We start from the raw sequence: 19,553 nt of genomic DNA on the forward strand, positions 1-19,553 counted from the left end.
TTTACCTATTCAGTTTGGGTGCTCATTTATTCGGTTCTTATGATTGTCCGGTGGATGGGTTTTACTGATGTAGAGCTTGACCAAGAATGGGCGATCTCTCACATGAGAAGCTTGACTCTTGCAACTGTTTTGGTTGGTAGTTTGATGTTTGGGATTTCCTCTTTGATGGCTCAAAGGAATTACGTGACCTTGGGTGAGTTTCTATTTGCCGACCCAAGAAGGAAGCAGATTGTAAATGATATCCCGTTTTTTCGCTCTTTCTGGGGACCTCATCTTTTAGCAACACTCCTACTCACCTTTTTGGTGAGTTTTAATGTCACTGAAGTATCAGTGTATGAACTGACTGATCCCGACGGCTTGGCCGGAGCCTGGCGTCTTTTTAGGGGGCTTGCAGATGCAAATCTCGAACTTCTACCCACTGCCATCGTTGAAGTGATCGAAACCGTATTCATTGCTTTTCTCGGTACGGCTATTGCGATTCCGATTTCTTTTTTCCTTTCGTTTATTTGTGCTAAGAATATCATGATCCATCCAGTGGCTTTTTTTCTCTATTTTACTTTGCGTACGATTCTCAATGTTATGCGCTCAGTTGAACCATTGATTTGGGCGATTATTTTTACCGTCTGGGTCGGGGTGGGCCCATTTGCTGGAATGCTGGCTCTCATGATTCATTCCATCGCGTCTCTGACAAAGCAGTATTCGGAGATTGTTGAGGGAGTTGCCGAGGGTCCGATAGATGGAATACGTTCCACGGGAGCAAATGCGATTCAAGTGATTTGGTTTGCGGTCGTCCCTCAGATTGTTCTTCCGTATATCGCATTCACCATTTATCGTTGGGATATCAACGTTCGAATGGCAACGGTGATTGGGCTGGTTGGAGGTGGAGGAATTGGCACTCTCCTCATTAAGTACCAAGGGCAAGCAATGTGGCGCGAGGTCGGCTGTATCATTGCCGTTATTGCCGCCGTTGTCTGGCTTATGGACACAGCTTCTGCCTATATTCGCGAAGCACTTAAATAAACTGGCAACTCAGAAGTATCTTTTCATCTTTGAGATATCAACATCAGCATTACTTTCCATTCTCTCTCGGATCACACTTTTTCGAAATCTGACAAATTCTTGATAAAATCCGTTGGCATCGATTGCAAAATTGAACCTGGTTTCTTTGTCAAAATCTCCCTTCTCGCTGGAGGTAACCTGACCGGCCGCAATTGCCACCAGTTCAGGATTACCCGTTTCGTTTAGAAGTGTAATCGCAGAACCAGATGAATTTTCCACTAGATCTCCATCGTGCATCAATAAATTTCTTCTCTGTGCGGGGTGGACGAATGGGTGGTTTTTATCAAATTCGTAAAGACGAAATGGGGAACAGTTTTTTTGTGGGACCCAATCTTTATCCCAATGAAATCCAACTGACATGGCTATGTTGGATAAGGTTTTCCAATGATTTCCTCGAAATGAGAGAGGTTGAATCCATTGTTCTTCTGGAATCGAAATCCCTTCGACCTGCTCAGATACGGACGAGGACAGTTGAATGAAAGCGTAGTCCATGCCATGCCCTGTGAAACCGCTCTCTGTTCCAAAATAAATATTTCTAATTTCGTAGCCTCTAAACTCATATGCTTCAGTAGGGATTTTTCGGAGTTTTTCAGGAATCCATATTTTGATATAGAAGACAAAGTCTTTCCATGAATCGTTCCTTTTTGATCGAAAATCACGAAATATGTGGGCAGCGGTGACGACCAAATCTCTATCAACAACGAGATGTCCTGTTCCCTGGCAGCGAGAGTGACTTTCAGTTCGACAGCTGCCAGAAGTGTTTAATATAATCCCCACTCCGTAGAACATCCGGTCAAGTTTGCTAGCTTTTGAGTCGTAAGGCAGGGGACAGCGACTGTCTTCACCCAAAATCGATGTATTGAGAAACTGCCAACCAGCGCCTTGTGCCTTTGTCTCTAATGAGGGGATGAACGAATTCACAAACATAAAGCAAATACTAAGCAGAAAAAATATTCTCCAAAATTGGGGCATGGACGCCTTTCTTTCACTGGAAGCGCATTGGGCAAGTTTACCAATTGGTTTTCCCTGGCTGCGACAATTATGCCATGAATATTCTCCGCATAAAGCAAGGAGAACACCAAGCTGACGAACCAGTGATACTGGATACACGGCAAAAGAATCGACAACAATGCAATAAACACAATCAATCGGATTCTCCCAACCATTAGAATCAAGCTCTCGGGTCGAAAGTCTTGAGACTTAAGTTGTGAAGAAACCTAAAAAAGAAGAACCTGTTGCGAACATCAAAATTGTGTCTAAGATTGGAACCAGGTTTAGTGTTCATCTCACTCGCAAGACACGGAAGAGATTGCAATGAAAAAATTGGGTTATATTTCTTTGGTGCTAATAGGTATCTTTGCTTGCAACGCCTCTCAGGCTCAGAAAAATGCAACAAAGGAGCATGTTCAAATGGCTGGGGTGCTCTCCCAAGTTGTTGAAAAATACAATAAGAATAGAAAAATTGAGATTGTCTTGAAAGATCTGGACAAGCACTTTTTTAGTTCCAGTGACCGGCAGTTTTTTAGACAGTATGTTTCAACAAATAAAATTGTTGAACTGCCTGAAATGAATTTGGATGGAAGGGTTCTTTCGTACAAAATAAAGAACAAGGTTGTGGCCAAATTGGAACTCGATGAGTTGTACCCAGCCCAATACCGTCTCAATGACTATCCATTGGATCGGTCGAAAATGACTTCTTTGAAAGAGGAAGTATCCTATTTGGAGAAGGTACTTGAGATGAGATCCTTGAAGTCTGAGGCCAGCTTTAATCCATTTTTTGAAGAAGCCTACGCCGGTGAAGTGGGGATCTGGCGCTCCATAAGTGTCGGCATAGGGTTGACGAAGGCTTATGTGGATGAAGATAAGCCCGGAGGAACTGAGGCTATCTCCTTCTTTCAAAGTCTTGAAGAATGGGAAAAGAAAACATTCGGTTCCAGGTCGAATTCCAGTCAAACAGTTGTTGATCTCCAGTGTTCGGGAGATGAAGTGATCATGACGGCTGTTACTCCTGATCATCTCGGCCTAGATAAGGAAGAAGTTACATATCGGTATCCATTGAATACGGGAAGCAGAGGGGTCATGGGTGAAATAGGTGTCGAATTTAAAAGTCAAGATAGGATGAGTTCATGCAAGGAGATTACAAAGGCAGAATCGGAACCCTGCAGATGGCGGACAATCATATCAACTGATCAATTGTTTAAACATTCAATGTATAACAGTCACTTTGATACCCTGCTGTCAGGCAGCAACCAGAAAGACATATCTGAAAAGTATTTTGGTCGTATTTTGCCGATGAATGTTTTACAGGCTGCAAAGTCTTGTTGCTTCAGGGATATAAGAGAAAGCGCCCGCTGCGCCTCGATAGTCGCCGACAATCGTGGATATAAAACTCAGTTTGCTGCTGATCCTTCTAAAACTAACGTCAAAGCCACAGGAGCCAAATAGAGATTTTTGGTTGCCGTTCAGATTTGGTTGCCGGAAAAGGGACTTTTTCGTTCAATCAGTATTTTCAAGTTGCGGGCTAACGAGATGAGTTTTTCTTGTCTTTAGATCATAGCGAAGCATGGCAACACATTGAGATTTAGTGCAAATTTCTCCCATTGGCGGAAGATTACCAACAGCGATTGTTCGAGTTGATCCCAATCTTGTCGTTCGATTCAAAGCATAATGAGAGTGTCCATGAAAATGAAATTGAGGTTGCAATGTCAAGATCAGATTTTCAATCCAAGAATGGCCTTTGACTTCAAAAGTGGGCCCTTGGTGAGTGAGGAGAATGGTACTTTGAGGCAGTTTGAATGAGGAATTAAGCTTGGCATTAGGCGGCGTTCCAGGTTCGCCATTGCTTGCTCTCGTTCGGAACTGACTTTCTGCCTGGGCCATCCTGGAACCAATTTCCCGACCAAAACTGTCGGTTTCGTTAATTCCTCCTACAGCTCCAACGAAAATTCTTTCATTAGAGATAAGCTCAAGCTCTTGCATGACTCCATCTGGAAGGATGAAAAAATGGTTTGCAAAAGACGAGGCTTTCGAAGCATAAAGAAATTCATCAAGGTAAAAATCGTGATTGCCACGGACAACAAAAATATTGCCCTCGATTCGATCGAGCTCACTTGAAGTTCCAAAGTATTTATTAAAAATACGATTGTCCCCAAGAGAAAATTCATTTATTTCGGTTCCATTTTTCTGATGCCATCTCGTATATCGAACGGGATCCTGATTAATCCCAAGATCGCCCAGTTGAAAAATAATTGGAAATTTGACCTTATATTCAATCTGCAGCTGCGATATGAGAGACAGAAAGCGATCGAGTTCTCCGTGAACATCTCCAATAAGGGGGATGTAGATAGAGCCATTGAGAATAAACTTCTGATCTCTAGGTGAAAACCTTCTTTCTCGGGATCGCTGAAACGGTCTTGTCAATTTTTCCCAGAGTTGAGGCAGGCATTTGCCCTCTTCGGCCCCAGCAAAAATGGAACAGGTAAGATGAGCGGAAAGCAAAAGGAAAGTTATTGATTGGAAAATGCTAGCCATAGAGACAAGCCATATCATGTTTTAATTTTCAAATCTCGCGTTGTGAAAAACATTTATGATTGGAAAGAATTTGTCCACTTCACACGGACTTAGCCCCCGTTTTTCCTTTCCAGCATTTGCCAGCAATCACTATTAGCCCCCAAATTAGATTCCATCAGACAAGCTTTTCTCAAGGGAGCTCTATTTGGCAATTGAAGTGGCTGATTTTGTCGCTACAAGTTCACTGCATTTGATTGAGTTAGCTGGAAGCTTCGCCTCGCTTGTTTGGTCCCTTCGTATTGTCGCTTCAAGGATTTCTCCGAGGTCGAGAGTTTCTGCGAGAGAGGTTTGTATTGCCCTGACCATCTCATCAACATTTCCACCGAGGTTCATTATCATCTCAACGATATATTTTCCCGCACTTAGTTTAGAGAGCAGGTGTTCAATGATCGTTCCTCTCTTTAAAAAATCCAAGATTTCTTTGCTGCCAGGCTGACCTCGTGCCGCGAGTTCTTCATATTCGGCCAGGATCGAGGGCGAGAATTTAGGAACCATTGCAAGACTGTAAACAAAGGGCTTGGCGTGTTGAATTTGTTGGAGACCAATTGAACGTTGGATTCGTCCCTGCACCTGGGTGTAATGAGGCGGACTTTCTGGTAATTGCACAAATATACTTCTCGTCGCGGCTGAGAAGTTCTGCCCCTCCTTTGCCGAGTAAATATTTGCTACCAAAATCCGTGTCTCGCTATCGTTTTGAAACTTCTCCTCCGCTATCTGCTTTTTTGCTGGAGAGGTTTTTCCATAGTAAGTTTGGACCCCAAATTTAGAATATCGCTCAGACAACTGCTCAATCATAGAAACATTTACGGCCCAGAGAATTATTTTTTCGTCATTATGCATGGACGTCTCTACAAGTCCATCTAACTTTCCTAAGAGGTCCTGGTTTTCAGCCAAGCCTACTGCCGTGGGGTCGTAGATGATCCTTCTGATAGAGGCGATTTTTTTAAAGAAATTATTGTCGCCAGAGACCGAAGGAGTTGAAACTTCATCCACGACAGCCCTTGTCTGTTCGTCTGTCAATTGGTAAGCGCCCAATTCGGGATTCTGCTCGCTGAGATCAATCAGGCGCGGCATCCGACTGAGTGGAGTGAATGGAGCAGAGTCAGCTGAGTGAGCAAGGTGAGATTCATCCTGCTTTTCTACAGTATTTGCGGATGAGGCTTGTCGTCCCAATTGCATAGAATAAAATTTTGATTTTGAGTCCTTATCGTAGGTGATGTCTCTTGCGTCATCCTCGCTAGGAGGTTCGAAAAATGGAAGAATATTTTTTGTTCGGCGAAGAGTGAAATCCATCATCGTCGAATGCAAAAGCTCCAATCCAATCTCATCCTGTAAGTAATTGGAATTAAATTCCTGAGCGGACGGAAAACGCTCAGGAAAGAGAAAATTCATTACAACCCACAGTTTTTTGACGTCGCTCTGGTACGGAGTGGCTGTTACAACCCATTTCCATTTTGGATTTATCAACTGCATTGCTTGGCTTCGAATTGTTGGTGAGTTGTCCATTAGCTGAGCCTCGTCAACAATGACGAGATCAACTTGATCTATCAGATGGGAAAATAGATCTGGTTGAGATATTGCCATCCTGCCCAAAATATCATAGTTGGCCACAATATATTTAACCGAAGAGCCTGAATCAATTGGACTATCTTGTTGGTCTTCTTCAACCAAAAGTCGGATTTGGGTTTTTCTCATTTCGGGAGCGTTTTTGCGTGTTGCCAGCATCAATACTTGTTCTGGATTGGTATAGGTATGGCCAAGAATGTGCCTTGCGACACCGCTCTTGACGTTGACCGTCGTCACATAGAGCACCCGTCGAATCTCATTTTTTTCAAAAAGTTTCTCAGATGCTGCAAGGACTTCAACAGTTTTTCCAAGGCCCACGTCATCTGCTAAAAAAGCTCGGGGGTGATTTGTCAAAAAGACAACGGGTTCCTTTTGATGGGGATAAAGAGGTTTCCTCATTCTTGGCAAAGCAGACTCTTCTATTGAGCGAAAATGATTTTCAACTTCCTGATAAACATCTTCCAAATAGCGCAGTATTTGAATTGGGCGACTCACTTTTCCTTCTCTAAAGTGTGTTTTTTCCTCTCGATCCTGACTTGATTCAGGAGAGCTGCGTAAAGCGTGCAATTCATCTGCGATTTGTTTCTGTGCCAATTCTACCAGTCTCAATGGAGTTGTATTTTTGCCGGAACTGCCCTGACGCCGAAACAGATGGATAAAGAGTCCGATTTGTTCTCTTTTTCTGAGATCACTTAAGTCGAGACGTTGGAGATCGTTCTGTGTTCGTAAATACTCAAGATACTTACCGATCGGAGCCAATCCTGTTTCGATGACCTTCTTAGCAGGTAGATACTTTTGATCTTGGCTGCCGAGAGCATCCTCATTTACGGGATCAATATTTCTGGCTGGGGTCATGTTAACTAATCTAAATCTTGTGTAATATCGCCCAACGAGTCCAATAAGATTTCCTCCTCCCATGATGTTTCTGTGCGAAAATCGAATTGCATTTACGAGCTGACGAGGGTCATCGGCAAAAATCTCAAACAGTGGCTCCAAATGGTGGGCTTGGACAAAATCCCTTATTTGGATGTCTGACATTTTCTGTACGTCAACAAACCCGTGACGCTGAGAACGCCACATTTCCAAAAGTCTATCGCGGGTAAAATCTCCATTTTCACTTTTGTGAGCGATCGGTGACTTTAGGAGAGCCTCATATCTTTTTAATAAGCTTTCGAGTGTGATGACATCGCTCCCCTTGAAAGCGTATAAATGGCTGGGTGATTGCATCGACATGTGCCAACGGGTCATTTTGTTGAGCTTTGGCTTTCCTTCCCCATCAGCAAAAAAGGAATCGTTCTGCCAAATCCATGTCAGAGCATCAAAAAGATTGTTCAAGATGGCCTCTGTGCCCAATCGGCTACTCGCCGATCGGCTCACCAGTTCGAGCGGAACAGAAATGAGGGGTCTTGAGACCACTCCATGTCGTTTCCCTTGCCAAAGTTCGATGACATCTTTTCGCGAGTATCTTTTTGAGCTGGGATCTTTCTTTGACAGGAGTTGAGATAAATTGAAAAGAAGAGTCTCAATTGTAAACACAACACCCGAAGTGAACTTGTAGTAAACTAAGATTCCCTTTGGGCTATACGTGACAAAATTGCTGAGATTTGGACGACCTTGGCTGTCACGAAACCTCGGATCGGTCCTCCATACAGAATCAAGAATGTCAAAAATGTCCTTCTGGACCTGATCCCAATCATTGTCTATATTTGGAAAGGCCAGTGCCCCCGGGACCTCGACGATAGTTTGATTTTTGGAAATAAGGGGGGGCCTCCCAAGACGCTTTTCTCTCCAGAGGTCAATGAGCTCACCGAAAGTTGGCTCATATTTGTTCCCAGAATGGCTTTCGGACGCTTTGGCAAACCTTCTTAACAAGCCAGCGAGACTGATCTCCTCAATCTTTATTCGATCAATTCTGTTCGGAGAATTCATAGGCGCATTCTTCTGAGCTTCCTTCGAAATGACGAGAAATTTTCTTTGTCTCAGTTCGTTGGTAAGAGTCAGTTCTTCGGGGCTCGTCGGTGCACTTTCGAGCTGAGAAGTGTGATTTTGTTGATTGATGGTCCGAATTGAGTCCAAGATATCGTACAAGGGTTCAAATCCGTGTTCTGCAAAATCCTCATTTGTTGGTGTGGCATTCCGGAAAGCGACAAGAGGCCATTTTTCAGGCAGTCGTCCCTCTTGAACCCATAAGCTAAGGAGGTCATCCCATCTTAGTTTTTTGCCTCGCCCACGAGCTGATTTGAACAAAATATCAGAATATTTATTCAAAATCTCTTCAAACCTAAAAGGAACACGCTGATAATTAAACCCCACCAAATAGGTTCTTTCTCTGAGTGGTTCTTAAAGACTGATCGCATTTAAGAGTGGATTTGTTTTTTGAGATTTTAACCAAGGATCTAAGTCCCAAATTCGATCGAGGTTGTCATATAAGTGTTTCATGATGTTCACTTCATCTGTCGTATCGGGAAAGGCCAATTCGATATCTAAACCGACAAGATTTTTAATTCGACCAGTGAGGCCGCTCCAAATAAATAGCAGCTCTGAATTTCTAGGTTCATCAGAAAAATAAAAGCCAGAGAATGCCTCTCGGAATATTTTAAATATCTGCCCCAATTGCAAAATTTGACCCGTGAACGAATATTTCTTTGAAAAAGCCTGCGACCTGTCGAGATTTCTCTCAATGATTTGTTGAGCGGCTATTTCAAAATTTGGATCTGAGGCGGCGACGGCATTGAGGATGTCACAAAAGTACTTCTCGATTGACAAGCGAAGCTTAACAAAATTTTCCGGACTTGATGGATTCCCGTATCTCGCTCTAATGTTTAAACGTATTGATGACTCGAGGTCGCGGTCAAACTGAATTCCGGTCTCAGGCGGCATTCTTTCGTCCAAAGCGAAAGAATGTGATTCGGTCAATACATTGAGTCCCAAAGCAGTTATCAAAGAAATGGTAGAATAAAGAAACAAACATCTAATTCCTGACACCCGCGACTCCATTCTGGCAACTTGTATTGATCCTCCCCCAGAGTTGGAAGGCCGAATAGTCTCCATTGCCACGGGGGGTCAGTTGCTGTCAAGCTGAGTTCTATGCCAGGTTTCCTGGTTATTGATGTTTACTTTTATTCAGCGAGAAATATGGAGCGATGTTGGAGAGATGTTGAGGAGGCTTTTGCCTCCTCAATGATTGGACATGGCGTCTGTTAGGTGACCCTGAATTTATCTATCTCGATGTCTGCTCAAGCTTAGTTTCCCTTGAAACACCTGGGGAATCTACCGCCAGAGACCGTGTAGACATTCTCACCAGTCGCTGACCAGCTTTCAATCTTTTTAATGCTGAATTCTTCTTGGCAGCGAGTTTCTCCCGTCCCGTATAGGACCGACACTTTTGCGGTATAGGTCATTTCCTCTGGACACATGGGTGTGGGTTTGCTCTCGTAGTAAGAGAATTCTGTTGTTACGGCAGAGACCTTTGTGACTCCCTTTAATCCAGCTGCGACAACGGTTTCGAGCTCCTTTTTCATTGCGGCCTGATCAATCGTATATGAGCAGGCATCTGCTGCGTGTGATCCAAAAATCACACCTAGGCTTAGAATAGCTAGAATTCTTGTCATAATCCCTCCCTTAAAGTTATAAATGTTTAGTATCAATCGTCCTCTACCTTGGAATTTTAGAAGATAATTGGACAAAGTAAACAGAAGTGGGTACTTTGCAAAGCTTACAGCATTCCTCTTTTAGTTGATTCCCTCTATTTCAAAATCCACTCCTGAGAAGGTCGGCCCTCCATCCACAGTGATGGGTCGCAGATCTGACGTGCAGGGAAGCAAGAGAAATTCCGAGACCAAACCTCCAACAAGAATAGTCACTTTGCCTGTTGTGGGGTCTTTTTTATCGTAACGAACAAGGGATATAAACTCTTGATAACAGGTTAATGAAAAGTCGACAGAAAGACGGGGAGGTAGCTCATCTGTAAGTGCAAACTGGTCAAAGGGAATGACTCGATATTGGATGGCTGCATCCACTGGATCCTGTTGGTCAGATCCTAAGGACTTAATTCTGTTCACACTCGTGCCGCCACCAGACCCAAAGCACATATCTGACCACACCGCGATAACAAGGACAAATGATAAAAAAAGAACAAATCTACTTTTTGACATAATGATTTTCCCCCTTTGAAGTCGTGTTTCCCTTATCAAAACAAAATATTTTGAAAGAGTTTGAGCATTCTCTGCTCGCACTTAGAATGCAACTGAGCTCATTTTCTGTGCAAGATTATTATTCTCATCAGTTGGCAAGTTGTGAGATATTTTCTCTCGAATTGGCGGATTTAAATCCCGTGCGAGGAGGGATGTGATGGATGTATTTGATGCGAAAAGCTACGTTGAGTTTGTAGAGGTGTCTTTGCGAGGAGGCCTTCCCGCTAGACCGCGAGGGATGATCAAAACAGTCGCTCAGTCGATCGGATGCCATTCCACATTTATCTCTCAAGTCTTGTCGGGTCGTGGGCACTTTAGTCATGAGCAGGCTCTGCTTTTTTGTTCGCATTTCAAACTTTCTGAGGAGGAATCCGAATTTTTTGTTGATCTCTTGAATCGAGATCGGGCAGGAACTTCAGAAGCAAGCTTGCATTTTCAAAGAATAATCAATCGGAAAATTTTAGAGCGAAGGAGCTTTCAAAAGAGAAATAAACTTCAATCTGTTTTAAAAGAAAATCAAGAGGTAAAATATCTTGCGAGTTGGATTCCTTCGGCCGTTTACGGGGCTGTGCATATTTCGGAATTGCAGACCGCAAAAAGGCTAAGCGATTATTTGAATATTGACACAAGGGTGGCGGAGGAAACTCTCACCTCACTACAAGGTCTAGGTCTTGTTTCAATGAAGAAGGACAGATGGGTGCCTACGGAGCACGATTTGCACATTTCTAGGGATTCAGCTTTCGCGGGCCATTATCACGGGAGTTGGCGATTGAAAACTGCCTCACGCCTGGCGGAATTACCGCGTACAATTCATCAGACACATTATTCTTCTGTCTTCGCCATTTCCAATCAGGTCGCAGAAGAAATAAGGGAAGTGATATTGCGGAACTTAACGGATATTAGAAAGAAAATGGTTTCGGCCCCATCAGAACAGCTTTTTGTTTTGTGCTTGGATTTTTATCCTATTTATAGTCAATACCTTGATCAAGAGTGTAAAAAATTTTGACCGGAAAATCGCCGTTCATCACGATCAAGGATCCTTATGGAATGATAAAAGGCAGCACTCTGTTTTCATCAAACAAGAGAATGGCCTTATCCACGATTTCGACAGCGATAAGTTGAGGTAAATGAAGCCATTCAGGGAAACGGCCCTTGATGGCCGTTTCCGCCCATTCTGTATCCTCATTTTTCACAAAAATTCTGCGGTTTTGTGTCTGGCCAATATAATGATTGCCAGAGCCTATCCTCTCAAGAATTCTCTGATTGTTAAATTCTCCCCTTTTGTTCTTTCCGCCCCAAACGGCCCTTGAGATATCCCCACTCAATTCCCAAAGCAGCGGAAAGTCATCTGCTGAAAATCCGATGGTCGAAAGGTATTCGCGGACCAGTCGGACGAGAGGGCTGAATTTATCAAAGGTAAGATGTCTTAGACATGCTTTGGTGGCTTGGGGACCATGATCTCGATCTTTGTCTGTTACGGGTGTGGCCAAGGACGAAGTAGAAAAGATCATCAAAAACAAAATCGAAAGCAAGCGAGGGGGGAGGAGGTATTTGCCAAGAATGGGTATGAAAGCTTGATTCGCCATAGACGGATGATCTCTTGCAACAAGTCAGCCATCAGTGCAGCCTGGGCTTTTTGTTGGCCGGAATGTGCCAAACCCTATTTTTTAACCGGAAGCCGGAAACTGGAAACCTGTAATTTGGCCTGCAAGCCCCAGAGACTGACAATTTAGGACACCACTTTAAAAATATCTTCATGCGCTTCCCTCAAACATGCTCATACTGGGAGCGTGGTTGTGGTGTGTGTTCTCAACTGAAGGCGTTTGCCAGGAGGTTTAAAATGAAGAAAATCGTTAGCGTAGGGGATCATATGACCCGTGTTCCAAAGTCGATTGGCTTTGATCAGTCGGTCGCGAAAGCGCAAAGCGTTATGAGGGATATGCATGTCAGGCACCTGCCAGTTTTGAAGGGGGGGAAATTGGTCGGTGTTTTAACGGATCGGGATATCAATCTGGTTCTCGGGTTTGGGGACGTGGACCCTGAGGTTCTGACCGTGGATGAAGCTTATACGCCTGAGCCCTATTTTACGGCTCCTGATGCAGCCCTGACGGAAGTCGCGGCCTGTATGGCGGAGGGCAAGTATGGCTGTGCTATCGTGCTTGAAAAAGGTAAACTGGTAGGGATTTTCACTGAAGTGGACGCCTATCGGGTTCTCTCAGAAATCTTAAGAAGGGAATAGCCAGAATAGTCAAAATAGTCAGATTGAGTGAGGTTTAAATAATTGCATGAAGGAGCGATCCAGTTCTGGTCAGAGTAAAGATCATGGTGACAGGCGTATCCGAAAGCTGCGCAGGCGCGACAGTAAACTGAGATATCGGGTTGAAAGCGGGAAAGTGGTTATAGATCTCCAGGTGCGGAGCCTGAATCAGCTTTTCGATTCCCGGGATCGTTCTCCCTTTAGGGAGCGAGATTTGGATGAAAAGGCCGTGGAGTACATGGTGAGCGCAGCAGAAGAAATTGGGGTTAAGGAGCCGCTCAAAATTGTTATTCATTACTCAAAGCAAATTGATGGGGAGTTGAGAGTTGATTCGGTGCCCGGTGCTATTCACAGTTTTTTTGAATACGAAGCCGATATACTGCGTCGAAGGGTTGCTTTGCTTTTTCAGAACGGGCGGGTTTCGTTGGGGGTTGGTTTTTTAAGCCTTTTCGTGTTACTGGGTTTGGCCGAATCCGTTGCAAACTCACATATTCCGTTGGGGAATATTTTGCGGGAGGGCTTCATGATAACGGGATGGGTCGCTTTGTGGACGCCCCTAAACACCTTTTTGTACGGCTGGTGGCCAATCAAGCAAAAGGAGAGGTGCTATGAAAAACTCTCTCGAACTGAAGTCGTTTTAGTTTGCGAAGCATAGCCGATCAGTGAGGTAGAAGCGAATTTAAGAGGCCAACCGGAAGCGTGCCGAAGAAATTGTTTTTTGGGGGAGAGATTGGAAAAATGCAAAGATGAGCCAACCAAACGCCAAAAATAAGTTTCAACCGTCCGGTTTGAATCCTTTGATATTGTGGGTTGGACTTATTATATTTTTCATTTTGAGCTCCTATTACACGAACACGAGCCAGGATCTGAAGACTTATACAGAATTTATCGAGCTTGTTGAAAAAGACCAAGTCAAAGAGGTGGTCTTAGATGAAGAGCGAATTCTTGCAAAACTAAAGGATGAATCCAAGAATGTGATCGCTTATCGGGTCGAGGATGAGGGCCTTATTCCTCTTCTGAAATCGAAGGGAGTGAAACTCGAGGGGTCTCCAAAGACGACCTTTTGGAGAAGCCTGTCTTTGTGGGTTTTCCCCGTGCTTCTTTTCTTCTTTTTATTTCGGAACATTTTTGCGGCTCAAGGAAGCCGCCTGATGAGTTTCAATAAATCCAAAGCAAAACTTTACATGGAAAAGGACATCAAATCCTCCTTTACAGATGTGGCCGGAGTTGACGAGGCAAAAGAGGAATTGATGGAGGTCGTTAATTTTTTAAAGGATCCAAAGAAATACTCTCGATTGGGCGGGAGAGCTCCAAAAGGGGTTTTGCTGGTGGGCCCTCCAGGTACAGGAAAGACCCTCATGGCCAGGGCCGTTGCGGGGGAAGCGAGTGTGCCGTTTTTCTCTATCAATGGATCTGAGTTTGTCGAACTGTTTGTGGGAATGGGAGCTTCGAGGGTCAGAGACTTGTTTGAGCAGGCCCGGAATAACTCTCCCTGTATCATTTTTATTGATGAGCTGGACGCTTTAGGAAAGGCGAGAACTCTTGGCGGTTTTGCCGGAGCAAACGATGAGAAGGAGCAGACTCTGAATCAACTTTTGGCGGAACTAGACGGCTTTGATTCGACCATTGGAGTGATCCTTTTGGCCGCAACGAACAGACCGGAAATCCTCGATCCAGCGCTGTTAAGAGCCGGTAGATTTGATCGGCAGGTTCTTTTGGATAATCCCGACCAGAGAGGACGCCTTCAAATCTTAAATATTCACGCCAAAAAAATCAAACTTGAGGAGGGGCTCAGGCTTGAAGAGGTGGCCTCAATGACTCCGGGTTTTTCGGGTGCAGACTTGGCCAATCTCGTCAATGAAGCTGCCCTCATTGCAACTCGACGAAATGCCGAAGGTGTTCAATTGCAGGATTTTGTCCGGGCGATGGAAAGGATTGTCGCTGGGCTCGAACGCAAACAAAGATTGATGAACAAGGATGAGAAGAGGAGGGTGGCCTACCATGAAATGGGTCACGCAACAGTGGCGATGGCTCTTCAATTTCTTGATCGGGTGCAGAAGGTGAGTATCATTCCTCGCGGTATTGGGGCTCTGGGCTACACTCTCCAGAGGCCTTTAGAGGATCGGTATTTGATGACCAAGGAGGAGTTAAAGCGAAAGATATCCGTCTTGCTCGCCGGGCGCGTTGCTGAAGAAAGTCACTGTGGAGATATATCGACGGGGGCGGGTGATGATCTGGTCAAAGCGACCAACATTGCGCGTGCAATGCTGACTCAATATGGGATGGGGCAAGTGTTGGGGCTCATGAGCGGCGAAGAAAGTGGTTCATCGCGATACCTGCAGGGGCCAGCCCACCAAAACCGAGGGATTCGGATTTGGAGCGACAGCACAGAAGAGAAAATCGATCTGGAAGTCAAATCACTCTTGGACGAATGCCGGGTGAACGCAGAAAAAGTGCTCAAAGATAACAGCAAGTTTGTCGAGGTTTGCGTCAATGAACTGATGCAAAAAGAGACTCTTGATTCGGCCGAGCTCGCTCGTCTTTGGAAGTCCTATAAAGGGATCTCAAAGACGGCAAGCTCGCCTCCAATATTGCCTAAGATCTAATTTTACATAAGATCAAAAAACTAAAAGGCACTGTTCAAGGAAATATCGGCGAGGTTCACCGGGCGGCCCGGGTCGCTCGCAAAACCACTCCCTCTTCCCGTCTCGGTCTCAGTTTGAGTCCATTGAGCTTTTGCGACCAGGGAGGGAGAAAAATAATAATTGAAACCCAGAATTTTAGAAGCCTGTTTGCCGGATGCGAGCTGAGGATTGGTTCCTTCCTGCTCAGAGATCGCCGAATAGGTGAGATGGGTCAAAATGGATTTGTTCTTCCCCCAGTAATATCCCAGCGTTGCATAATACGCGCCTATTTTTTCCAACTCAGCATTAGAATTCTTCTGTTGAACGTACTCGCCAAGCGCTAAAACTCTCTCTCCATCCCAGCGCAATCCCACATTGGAAAAACTGGCCAGGCCCAACTTCAGGGGAATCACTGTAGTCGTGCGTAGAGGATGAGGGGACGGGGGTGTTATGGTGGTGTCATCAGTCACGACAATCGAGGCATTCACGTGAGCTTGAAAATAGGCGAAGCGAAAACTCAACTCATTGCGTTTTAAAGTGAGGGTCGAGCCAACAAGGTCACGAGCGTCCAATTCAAATGTGGTGTTCTTATCTGTGTGAAGGTCGGAGTTTGCTCCTCCGCCGATCAGTTCAATTAGTAGATTTGTGGATTTTGGTAAGGAAAAAGAAAAAGCATGACTCATTCCCACAAATGAGGAAATTGGATTCGTGTCGTAGACTTCACCTGGGGGGCGGTTCCAGGGATAAAGCACGCCAACGTCGAGGTGATCAGAAATCAGCCAAGCGGGAAGCTTCTGTTTTCCAAGCCTCAGCGAGTAGATAGAATTGGGCTCCCAAGTTGCCAATCCCCAATCCAATTCTGGCTCAAAACTTCGGTCTCCACCGCTTCCCCTCGCCACCAGCTGAAGAGTCGCTGTCCAGGTTTCATCAATCGAAATCGTTCCGTTGAGTCCGGCTTTGCTATCGTTGTAGAGATTGAGTTGATCAGTCAGAGCGCCCCTGTAAAGGATTTCTGAATCAGTCCGATTTGCAGACAAACTCCAAAAACCGCCCCAACGGATCATGCTCTGGTCTGCTTGGGCCATCGAATGTTGAAAGAAAAATAGCCAATAACACAAAAGACATACCACGATTGATTTCACGAAAGGCTCCATTATTTTATAACTAAATTTCATTTATAATCGGGTGACACAACTGCCATGATTGCAAGGCAAAATGTATTGGTCAAATCTTAATAATATTAAAAATATAGGACTTTTTGTAAAAAGTATTGATTTCGTGGCTCTATCTGAAATTATAATTAAATTGAAATTGGTTCTTGGATCTCGACGTTGCTGGGTTATTCATTTACGAAAGCTTTATTTTGGGGTGGGATGTGAATTTTCAGGCCGTTCGAATTGCGGTGATAAGTGGCATGCTGATTTTAGGGAAAGTAGCTTCGGCTGAAGCTACTTATTACGTGGCTGTAAACGCAAGTAATAAAATTGGCGAGATCTCCCAGGATAAACTTGAGAATATTTTTTCTGGAAGATTGATTTTTTGGGAATCGGGAGGTCGAATTCGGCCCTCTTTGATTGATGAGGAGAGTCCATCTGGTAGGGCCTTTTTAACCCAAGTTGTGAAGATGGATTCGAAGCAGTACATTGATTTTTGGCGACGCAAGCTGTTTAGTGGGAGGGGCCTGCCTCCGAGAAGTTTTAGATCCGAGAAAGAACTTATTCATTTTGTTTCTGAAAATGAGGGGGCGATTGCTGTCCTCTCCTCGCTCCCTGGCGCCGCCGAGTCATCCATTCGCATTGTTGAGGTTATCCACTAGAAGTTGGCCTCACCGTATTTTAAGGCGTTATCCTTGGCCCAACTAAGGTCCTGATTTTTGGTTTCCGACCAGTCCTAAATTCCAGATGGAAATTTCCCGAATACAGTTTATGGGTTTCGTTTTTTTCTTTTTAATGACAGGCTTGATTGTCCCGTTTTTGCCGCCTCATGCCTTCGCGGAAGTCAGTGGCACCCGAAATGACATGGTTGCGGGTAGTGAACTCATTCAGATTTGTCACGAAAATGGAGGAGTTTGGAAGAGCACAAGATTTGGCCAAAGAGGCTGCCTCTGCCCAAACGGGCAATATTTAATTAACGTCTATTTCGACGTGTGTGGTTCTGTTTCAAAGACATCGAGAAGGAGGCTTCTGACAGATCCTTCTGGCGGACCAAAGTCAGAGTGGGCAGAGAAGGGAGCCTCATGGGGGTTGAGCAGCAGGAAGAGGTCTTTGAGTAGTCCCAGAGAAGTGGTCATGGAATTCGTTACGGACGTTAATCGGGGAGATATTGATTCAGCGATGGGTCTGGTTAACGACCATGAAGTTCATCCCAGCCGTGAGGTGGCGGGAATAGATGAGCTCTTAAGGAGGTTTCGTAAACTTGATTATCGAGATTGGGATTTTGTGATTCAAAAATTCTACAGTGCGATCGCAGAACCAAATGAGGAATTCTCTGGTTGTCTTTACTTGGAGGAGTCAGTGACAACGATTGTTAACGGCCTGGACACCAGTCGAGGTCTTGGAAAGATGCATATTTATTGCGTTGATTACTCCGCAAAAAAGATGGGTCGTCATCCCATCTCCCAAGCAAAAAAACTCTGCCTTTCCTATCGTCCAAAAAAGCCAAATTTTGTTTGTAAAATAGGATTTTTTCAAATGACTTAGGTTTGAATTTTGTATCTTCCCCGCTTGCTAGGGCGCAGCAAGCCTTTAGAAGGCTTGCTAAAATTCCGAGAAAACCTTGTGGCTTATTTTTTAGTAAAATTGGGGTGGAGTTCTTCATTTGAAGCAGCCTGATGGAAAAGTTGCGAAACTTACGAGTATTGATCAAGAGGGAGCATCAGTTCCTCAGATGGTGGACTATCTCTTTGATCTCGCGATTCGTGCAGGTGCAAGTGATATCCATATGGGATTTAACAATGTTCCTGGAGACAAGCAGAGGTACCTGCTTCGCCTAAGAGTCGCCGGGCAGTTGAGAATGGTGAAAAGCCAATTCATCAATATTCACTACAATGAAGTGGTGGCCCGGATCAAGGTTTTGGCTGGCCTCAATACGACCAACATTGGCGTGCCTCAGGATGGACAGATTGTTTTGGAGAGACCCAATCAAGAAAATATCACTTTGCGATTGGGTATCATTCCTGGTCCTGAGGCTGAGGAAATCTGCATTCGAATTCAACGCAATGAGAAGTTCATCGCCATGGACCAATTGCTGATGACTGAAACGATGTACACATCAGTTCAAGATATGATTCGTCGGCAGAACGGAATGATCGTGTTAAATGGTCCAGCTGGTTCGGGCAAAACGACAACAATTCTCTCATTTCTTCATGAGTTGGCCGGCCCAGAAAGGAAAATTATCACGGCGGAGGATCCCATTGAAAGGCGCCTGCCTTACGTCAACCATATTCAAGTGACTGAGCGAGCTGGGTTTGCAGAACTGAGCCGCAGCTATATGAGACAAGATGCCGATGTAATTTTTCTCGGTGAGATTCGTGATGCTGAGTCGGCCATCACGGCTGTTCAGTTGGCTCAAACGGGTCATTTGGTACTCACTTCTCTTCATACGCGAGATTCAATTGGTGTTATAGCGAGGATGCAGGCCTTCGATGTCAGTTCGAATTTTGTCGCCGACACGCTGGTCGGTTCGCTAGCTCAGCGCCTCGTTCTTGGCCTGTGTCACTACTGCAAAGAGGAATATGAGCCAGAATCGCGAATACTCGATAACATTTCTGAAATTCTAAAGCCGCCAGAGGATGTCCGGTTTTATAAAGAGGGACCGGGCTGTGAAAAATGTGTTGTTGTTGTCAATGGCGAAGTGACGATGAAGGGAACGACGGGACAGGTGCCGATTTTCGAATTGCTTCTTGTGAACGGCGAGATTCAGGAGGCCATCAACCGAAATAGGCCGCGAATGGAAATTCGCGAAATTGCGCGCAAATATGGTATGGCAACTTTGGGTGAGGAGGCGCTTCTTCGAGTTTATCAGGGGTACATTGATCTTGCCTCCGTTTACGGGACCGTATTTTCTCCGCGCGATTAACATTGAAAGTCGGAGCGCAGACATGTTTGATCTGTGTTCGTCTCTGGGTCTAGCTCTAAATCCAAATCCAAATCCAAATCCAAATCCAAATTTAAATCCAAATCTAGACCTAGAACTAGACCCTCGGCCTGACTGAAAGCAATTTGGTCCCAATGACGATGAAGAGGGTATTATCATTGAATCTCACTGCAGGTCCGCCGGAGGTTT

The 19,553-nt window shown here is 44.7% G+C and carries 18 protein-coding genes; 10 read left to right on the forward strand and 8 right to left on the reverse strand.

Annotated features, from left to right (window positions below):
* Window positions 1–54: 54 nt before the first annotated feature.
* The gene (phnE, locus tag IPJ71_00115; protein ID MBK7842088.1) at window positions 55–1,020 is read left to right on the forward strand and encodes a phosphonate ABC transporter, permease protein PhnE; all 966 of its coding nucleotides are present in this window, start codon (window positions 55–57) and stop codon (window positions 1,018–1,020) included.
* A 9-nt stretch (window positions 1,021–1,029) separates the two neighbouring features.
* Here the strand turns inward: phnE and IPJ71_00120 are convergent, their stop codons facing one another.
* Window positions 1,030–2,031, reverse strand: coding sequence for a hypothetical protein (locus IPJ71_00120; protein MBK7842089.1), 1,002 nt, complete (start codon window positions 2,029–2,031; stop codon window positions 1,030–1,032).
* A gap of 342 nt (window positions 2,032–2,373) precedes the next feature.
* Here IPJ71_00120 and IPJ71_00125 point away from each other — a divergent pair, with 342 nt between their 5' ends.
* Window positions 2,374–3,504 carry a hypothetical protein gene (locus tag IPJ71_00125; protein ID MBK7842090.1) on the forward strand — a complete coding sequence of 377 codons (1,131 nt, stop codon included), beginning with the start codon at window positions 2,374–2,376 and terminating at the stop codon, window positions 3,502–3,504.
* Between the two features lie 51 nt (window positions 3,505–3,555).
* Here the strand turns inward: IPJ71_00125 and IPJ71_00130 are convergent, their stop codons facing one another.
* The 5 genes from IPJ71_00130 to IPJ71_00150 form a co-directional block, all read right to left on the reverse strand.
* Window positions 3,556–4,590 carry a metallophosphoesterase gene (locus IPJ71_00130; GenBank protein MBK7842091.1) on the reverse strand — a complete coding sequence of 345 codons (1,035 nt, stop codon included), beginning with the start codon at window positions 4,588–4,590 and terminating at the stop codon, window positions 3,556–3,558.
* 180 nt (window positions 4,591–4,770) lie between these two features.
* Entirely contained in the window at window positions 4,771–8,463 is a 3,693-nt protein-coding gene (locus IPJ71_00135; protein ID MBK7842092.1) for a DEAD/DEAH box helicase, read from the reverse strand.
* Between the two features lie 72 nt (window positions 8,464–8,535).
* Window positions 8,536–9,180, reverse strand: coding sequence for a hypothetical protein (locus tag IPJ71_00140; protein ID MBK7842093.1), 645 nt, complete (start codon window positions 9,178–9,180; stop codon window positions 8,536–8,538).
* Window positions 9,181–9,437: 257 nt separating this feature from the next.
* Window positions 9,438–9,806 (reverse strand): hypothetical protein, encoded by a 369-nt coding sequence (locus tag IPJ71_00145; protein ID MBK7842094.1) that lies wholly within the window; start codon window positions 9,804–9,806, stop codon window positions 9,438–9,440.
* A gap of 120 nt (window positions 9,807–9,926) precedes the next feature.
* Window positions 9,927–10,349: a hypothetical protein gene (locus IPJ71_00150; protein MBK7842095.1), complete on the reverse strand. Its 423-nt coding sequence runs from the start codon at window positions 10,347–10,349 to the stop codon at window positions 9,927–9,929.
* A 23-nt stretch (window positions 10,350–10,372) separates the two neighbouring features.
* Here IPJ71_00150 and IPJ71_00155 point away from each other — a divergent pair, with 23 nt between their 5' ends.
* Together IPJ71_00155 and IPJ71_00160 are read left to right on the forward strand one after the other, a co-directional pair.
* A complete protein-coding gene (locus tag IPJ71_00155; GenBank protein ID MBK7842096.1) occupies window positions 10,373–10,546 on the forward strand; it encodes a hypothetical protein in 174 nt (57 codons plus the stop codon).
* Entirely contained in the window at window positions 10,546–11,394 is an 849-nt protein-coding gene (locus IPJ71_00160; GenBank protein MBK7842097.1) for a hypothetical protein, read from the forward strand. Before IPJ71_00155 ends, IPJ71_00160 begins: the two co-directional genes overlap by 1 nt.
* Window positions 11,395–11,428: 34 nt before the next feature.
* Here IPJ71_00160 and IPJ71_00165 read toward each other — a convergent pair whose 3' ends face one another.
* Window positions 11,429–11,974: a hypothetical protein gene (locus IPJ71_00165; protein ID MBK7842098.1), complete on the reverse strand. Its 546-nt coding sequence runs from the start codon at window positions 11,972–11,974 to the stop codon at window positions 11,429–11,431.
* A gap of 254 nt (window positions 11,975–12,228) precedes the next feature.
* On the opposite strand from IPJ71_00165, the gene IPJ71_00170 reads away from it, so the two are divergent.
* The 3 genes from IPJ71_00170 (at window position 12,229) to ftsH (ending at window position 15,251) form a co-directional block, all read left to right on the forward strand.
* Window positions 12,229–12,627 carry a CBS domain-containing protein gene (locus IPJ71_00170; GenBank protein MBK7842099.1) on the forward strand — a complete coding sequence of 133 codons (399 nt, stop codon included), beginning with the start codon at window positions 12,229–12,231 and terminating at the stop codon, window positions 12,625–12,627.
* A gap of 46 nt (window positions 12,628–12,673) precedes the next feature.
* Window positions 12,674–13,300 carry a hypothetical protein gene (locus tag IPJ71_00175; protein ID MBK7842100.1) on the forward strand — a complete coding sequence of 209 codons (627 nt, stop codon included), beginning with the start codon at window positions 12,674–12,676 and terminating at the stop codon, window positions 13,298–13,300.
* A gap of 91 nt (window positions 13,301–13,391) precedes the next feature.
* Window positions 13,392–15,251 (forward strand): ATP-dependent zinc metalloprotease FtsH, encoded by a 1,860-nt coding sequence (ftsH, locus tag IPJ71_00180; GenBank protein ID MBK7842101.1) that lies wholly within the window; start codon window positions 13,392–13,394, stop codon window positions 15,249–15,251.
* 20 nt (window positions 15,252–15,271) lie between these two features.
* On the opposite strand, the gene IPJ71_00185 is transcribed toward ftsH, so the two are convergent.
* Window positions 15,272–16,411, reverse strand: a complete 1,140-nt coding sequence (locus tag IPJ71_00185) for a hypothetical protein (GenBank protein ID MBK7842102.1) — start codon at window positions 16,409–16,411, stop codon at window positions 15,272–15,274.
* A 176-nt stretch (window positions 16,412–16,587) separates the two neighbouring features.
* Here IPJ71_00185 and IPJ71_00190 point away from each other — a divergent pair, with 176 nt between their 5' ends.
* The 3 genes from IPJ71_00190 (at window position 16,588) to tadA (ending at window position 19,346) form a co-directional block, all read left to right on the forward strand.
* Window positions 16,588–17,085 (forward strand): hypothetical protein, encoded by a 498-nt coding sequence (locus IPJ71_00190; protein MBK7842103.1) that lies wholly within the window; start codon window positions 16,588–16,590, stop codon window positions 17,083–17,085.
* A 109-nt stretch (window positions 17,086–17,194) separates the two neighbouring features.
* Window positions 17,195–17,968 carry a hypothetical protein gene (locus tag IPJ71_00195; GenBank protein ID MBK7842104.1) on the forward strand — a complete coding sequence of 258 codons (774 nt, stop codon included), beginning with the start codon at window positions 17,195–17,197 and terminating at the stop codon, window positions 17,966–17,968.
* A 118-nt stretch (window positions 17,969–18,086) separates the two neighbouring features.
* On the forward strand, window positions 18,087–19,346 hold the full coding sequence (gene tadA / locus IPJ71_00200; GenBank protein ID MBK7842105.1) for a Flp pilus assembly complex ATPase component TadA: 1,260 nt from the start codon (window positions 18,087–18,089) through the stop codon (window positions 19,344–19,346).
* Window positions 19,347–19,553: the final 207 nt, after the last annotated feature.

The organism is Bdellovibrionales bacterium, assembly GCA_016714165.1.
Lineage (GTDB): Bacteria > Bdellovibrionota > Bdellovibrionia > Bdellovibrionales > UBA1609 > JADJVA01.

Excerpts from the sequence above, each read along its gene's own strand:
- phnE (MBK7842088.1), top strand. The coding sequence starts at position 55 with ATGGGTTTTACTGATGTAGAGCTTGACCAAGAATGGGCGATCTCTCAC.
- IPJ71_00120 (MBK7842089.1), bottom strand. The coding sequence starts at position 2,031 with ATGCCCCAATTTTGGAGAATATTTTTTCTGCTTAGTATTTGCTTTATG.
- IPJ71_00125 (MBK7842090.1), top strand. The coding sequence starts at position 2,374 with ATGAAAAAATTGGGTTATATTTCTTTGGTGCTAATAGGTATCTTTGCT.
- IPJ71_00130 (MBK7842091.1), bottom strand. The coding sequence starts at position 4,590 with ATGGCTAGCATTTTCCAATCAATAACTTTCCTTTTGCTTTCCGCTCAT.
- IPJ71_00145 (MBK7842094.1), bottom strand. The coding sequence starts at position 9,806 with ATGACAAGAATTCTAGCTATTCTAAGCCTAGGTGTGATTTTTGGATCA.
- IPJ71_00150 (MBK7842095.1), bottom strand. The coding sequence starts at position 10,349 with ATGTCAAAAAGTAGATTTGTTCTTTTTTTATCATTTGTCCTTGTTATC.
- IPJ71_00160 (MBK7842097.1), top strand. The coding sequence starts at position 10,546 with ATGGATGTATTTGATGCGAAAAGCTACGTTGAGTTTGTAGAGGTGTCT.
- IPJ71_00165 (MBK7842098.1), bottom strand. The coding sequence starts at position 11,974 with ATGGCGAATCAAGCTTTCATACCCATTCTTGGCAAATACCTCCTCCCC.
- IPJ71_00170 (MBK7842099.1), top strand. The coding sequence starts at position 12,229 with ATGAAGAAAATCGTTAGCGTAGGGGATCATATGACCCGTGTTCCAAAG.
- IPJ71_00175 (MBK7842100.1), top strand. The coding sequence starts at position 12,674 with ATGAAGGAGCGATCCAGTTCTGGTCAGAGTAAAGATCATGGTGACAGG.
- ftsH (MBK7842101.1), top strand. The coding sequence starts at position 13,392 with ATGAGCCAACCAAACGCCAAAAATAAGTTTCAACCGTCCGGTTTGAAT.
- IPJ71_00195 (MBK7842104.1), top strand. The coding sequence starts at position 17,195 with ATGGGTTTCGTTTTTTTCTTTTTAATGACAGGCTTGATTGTCCCGTTT.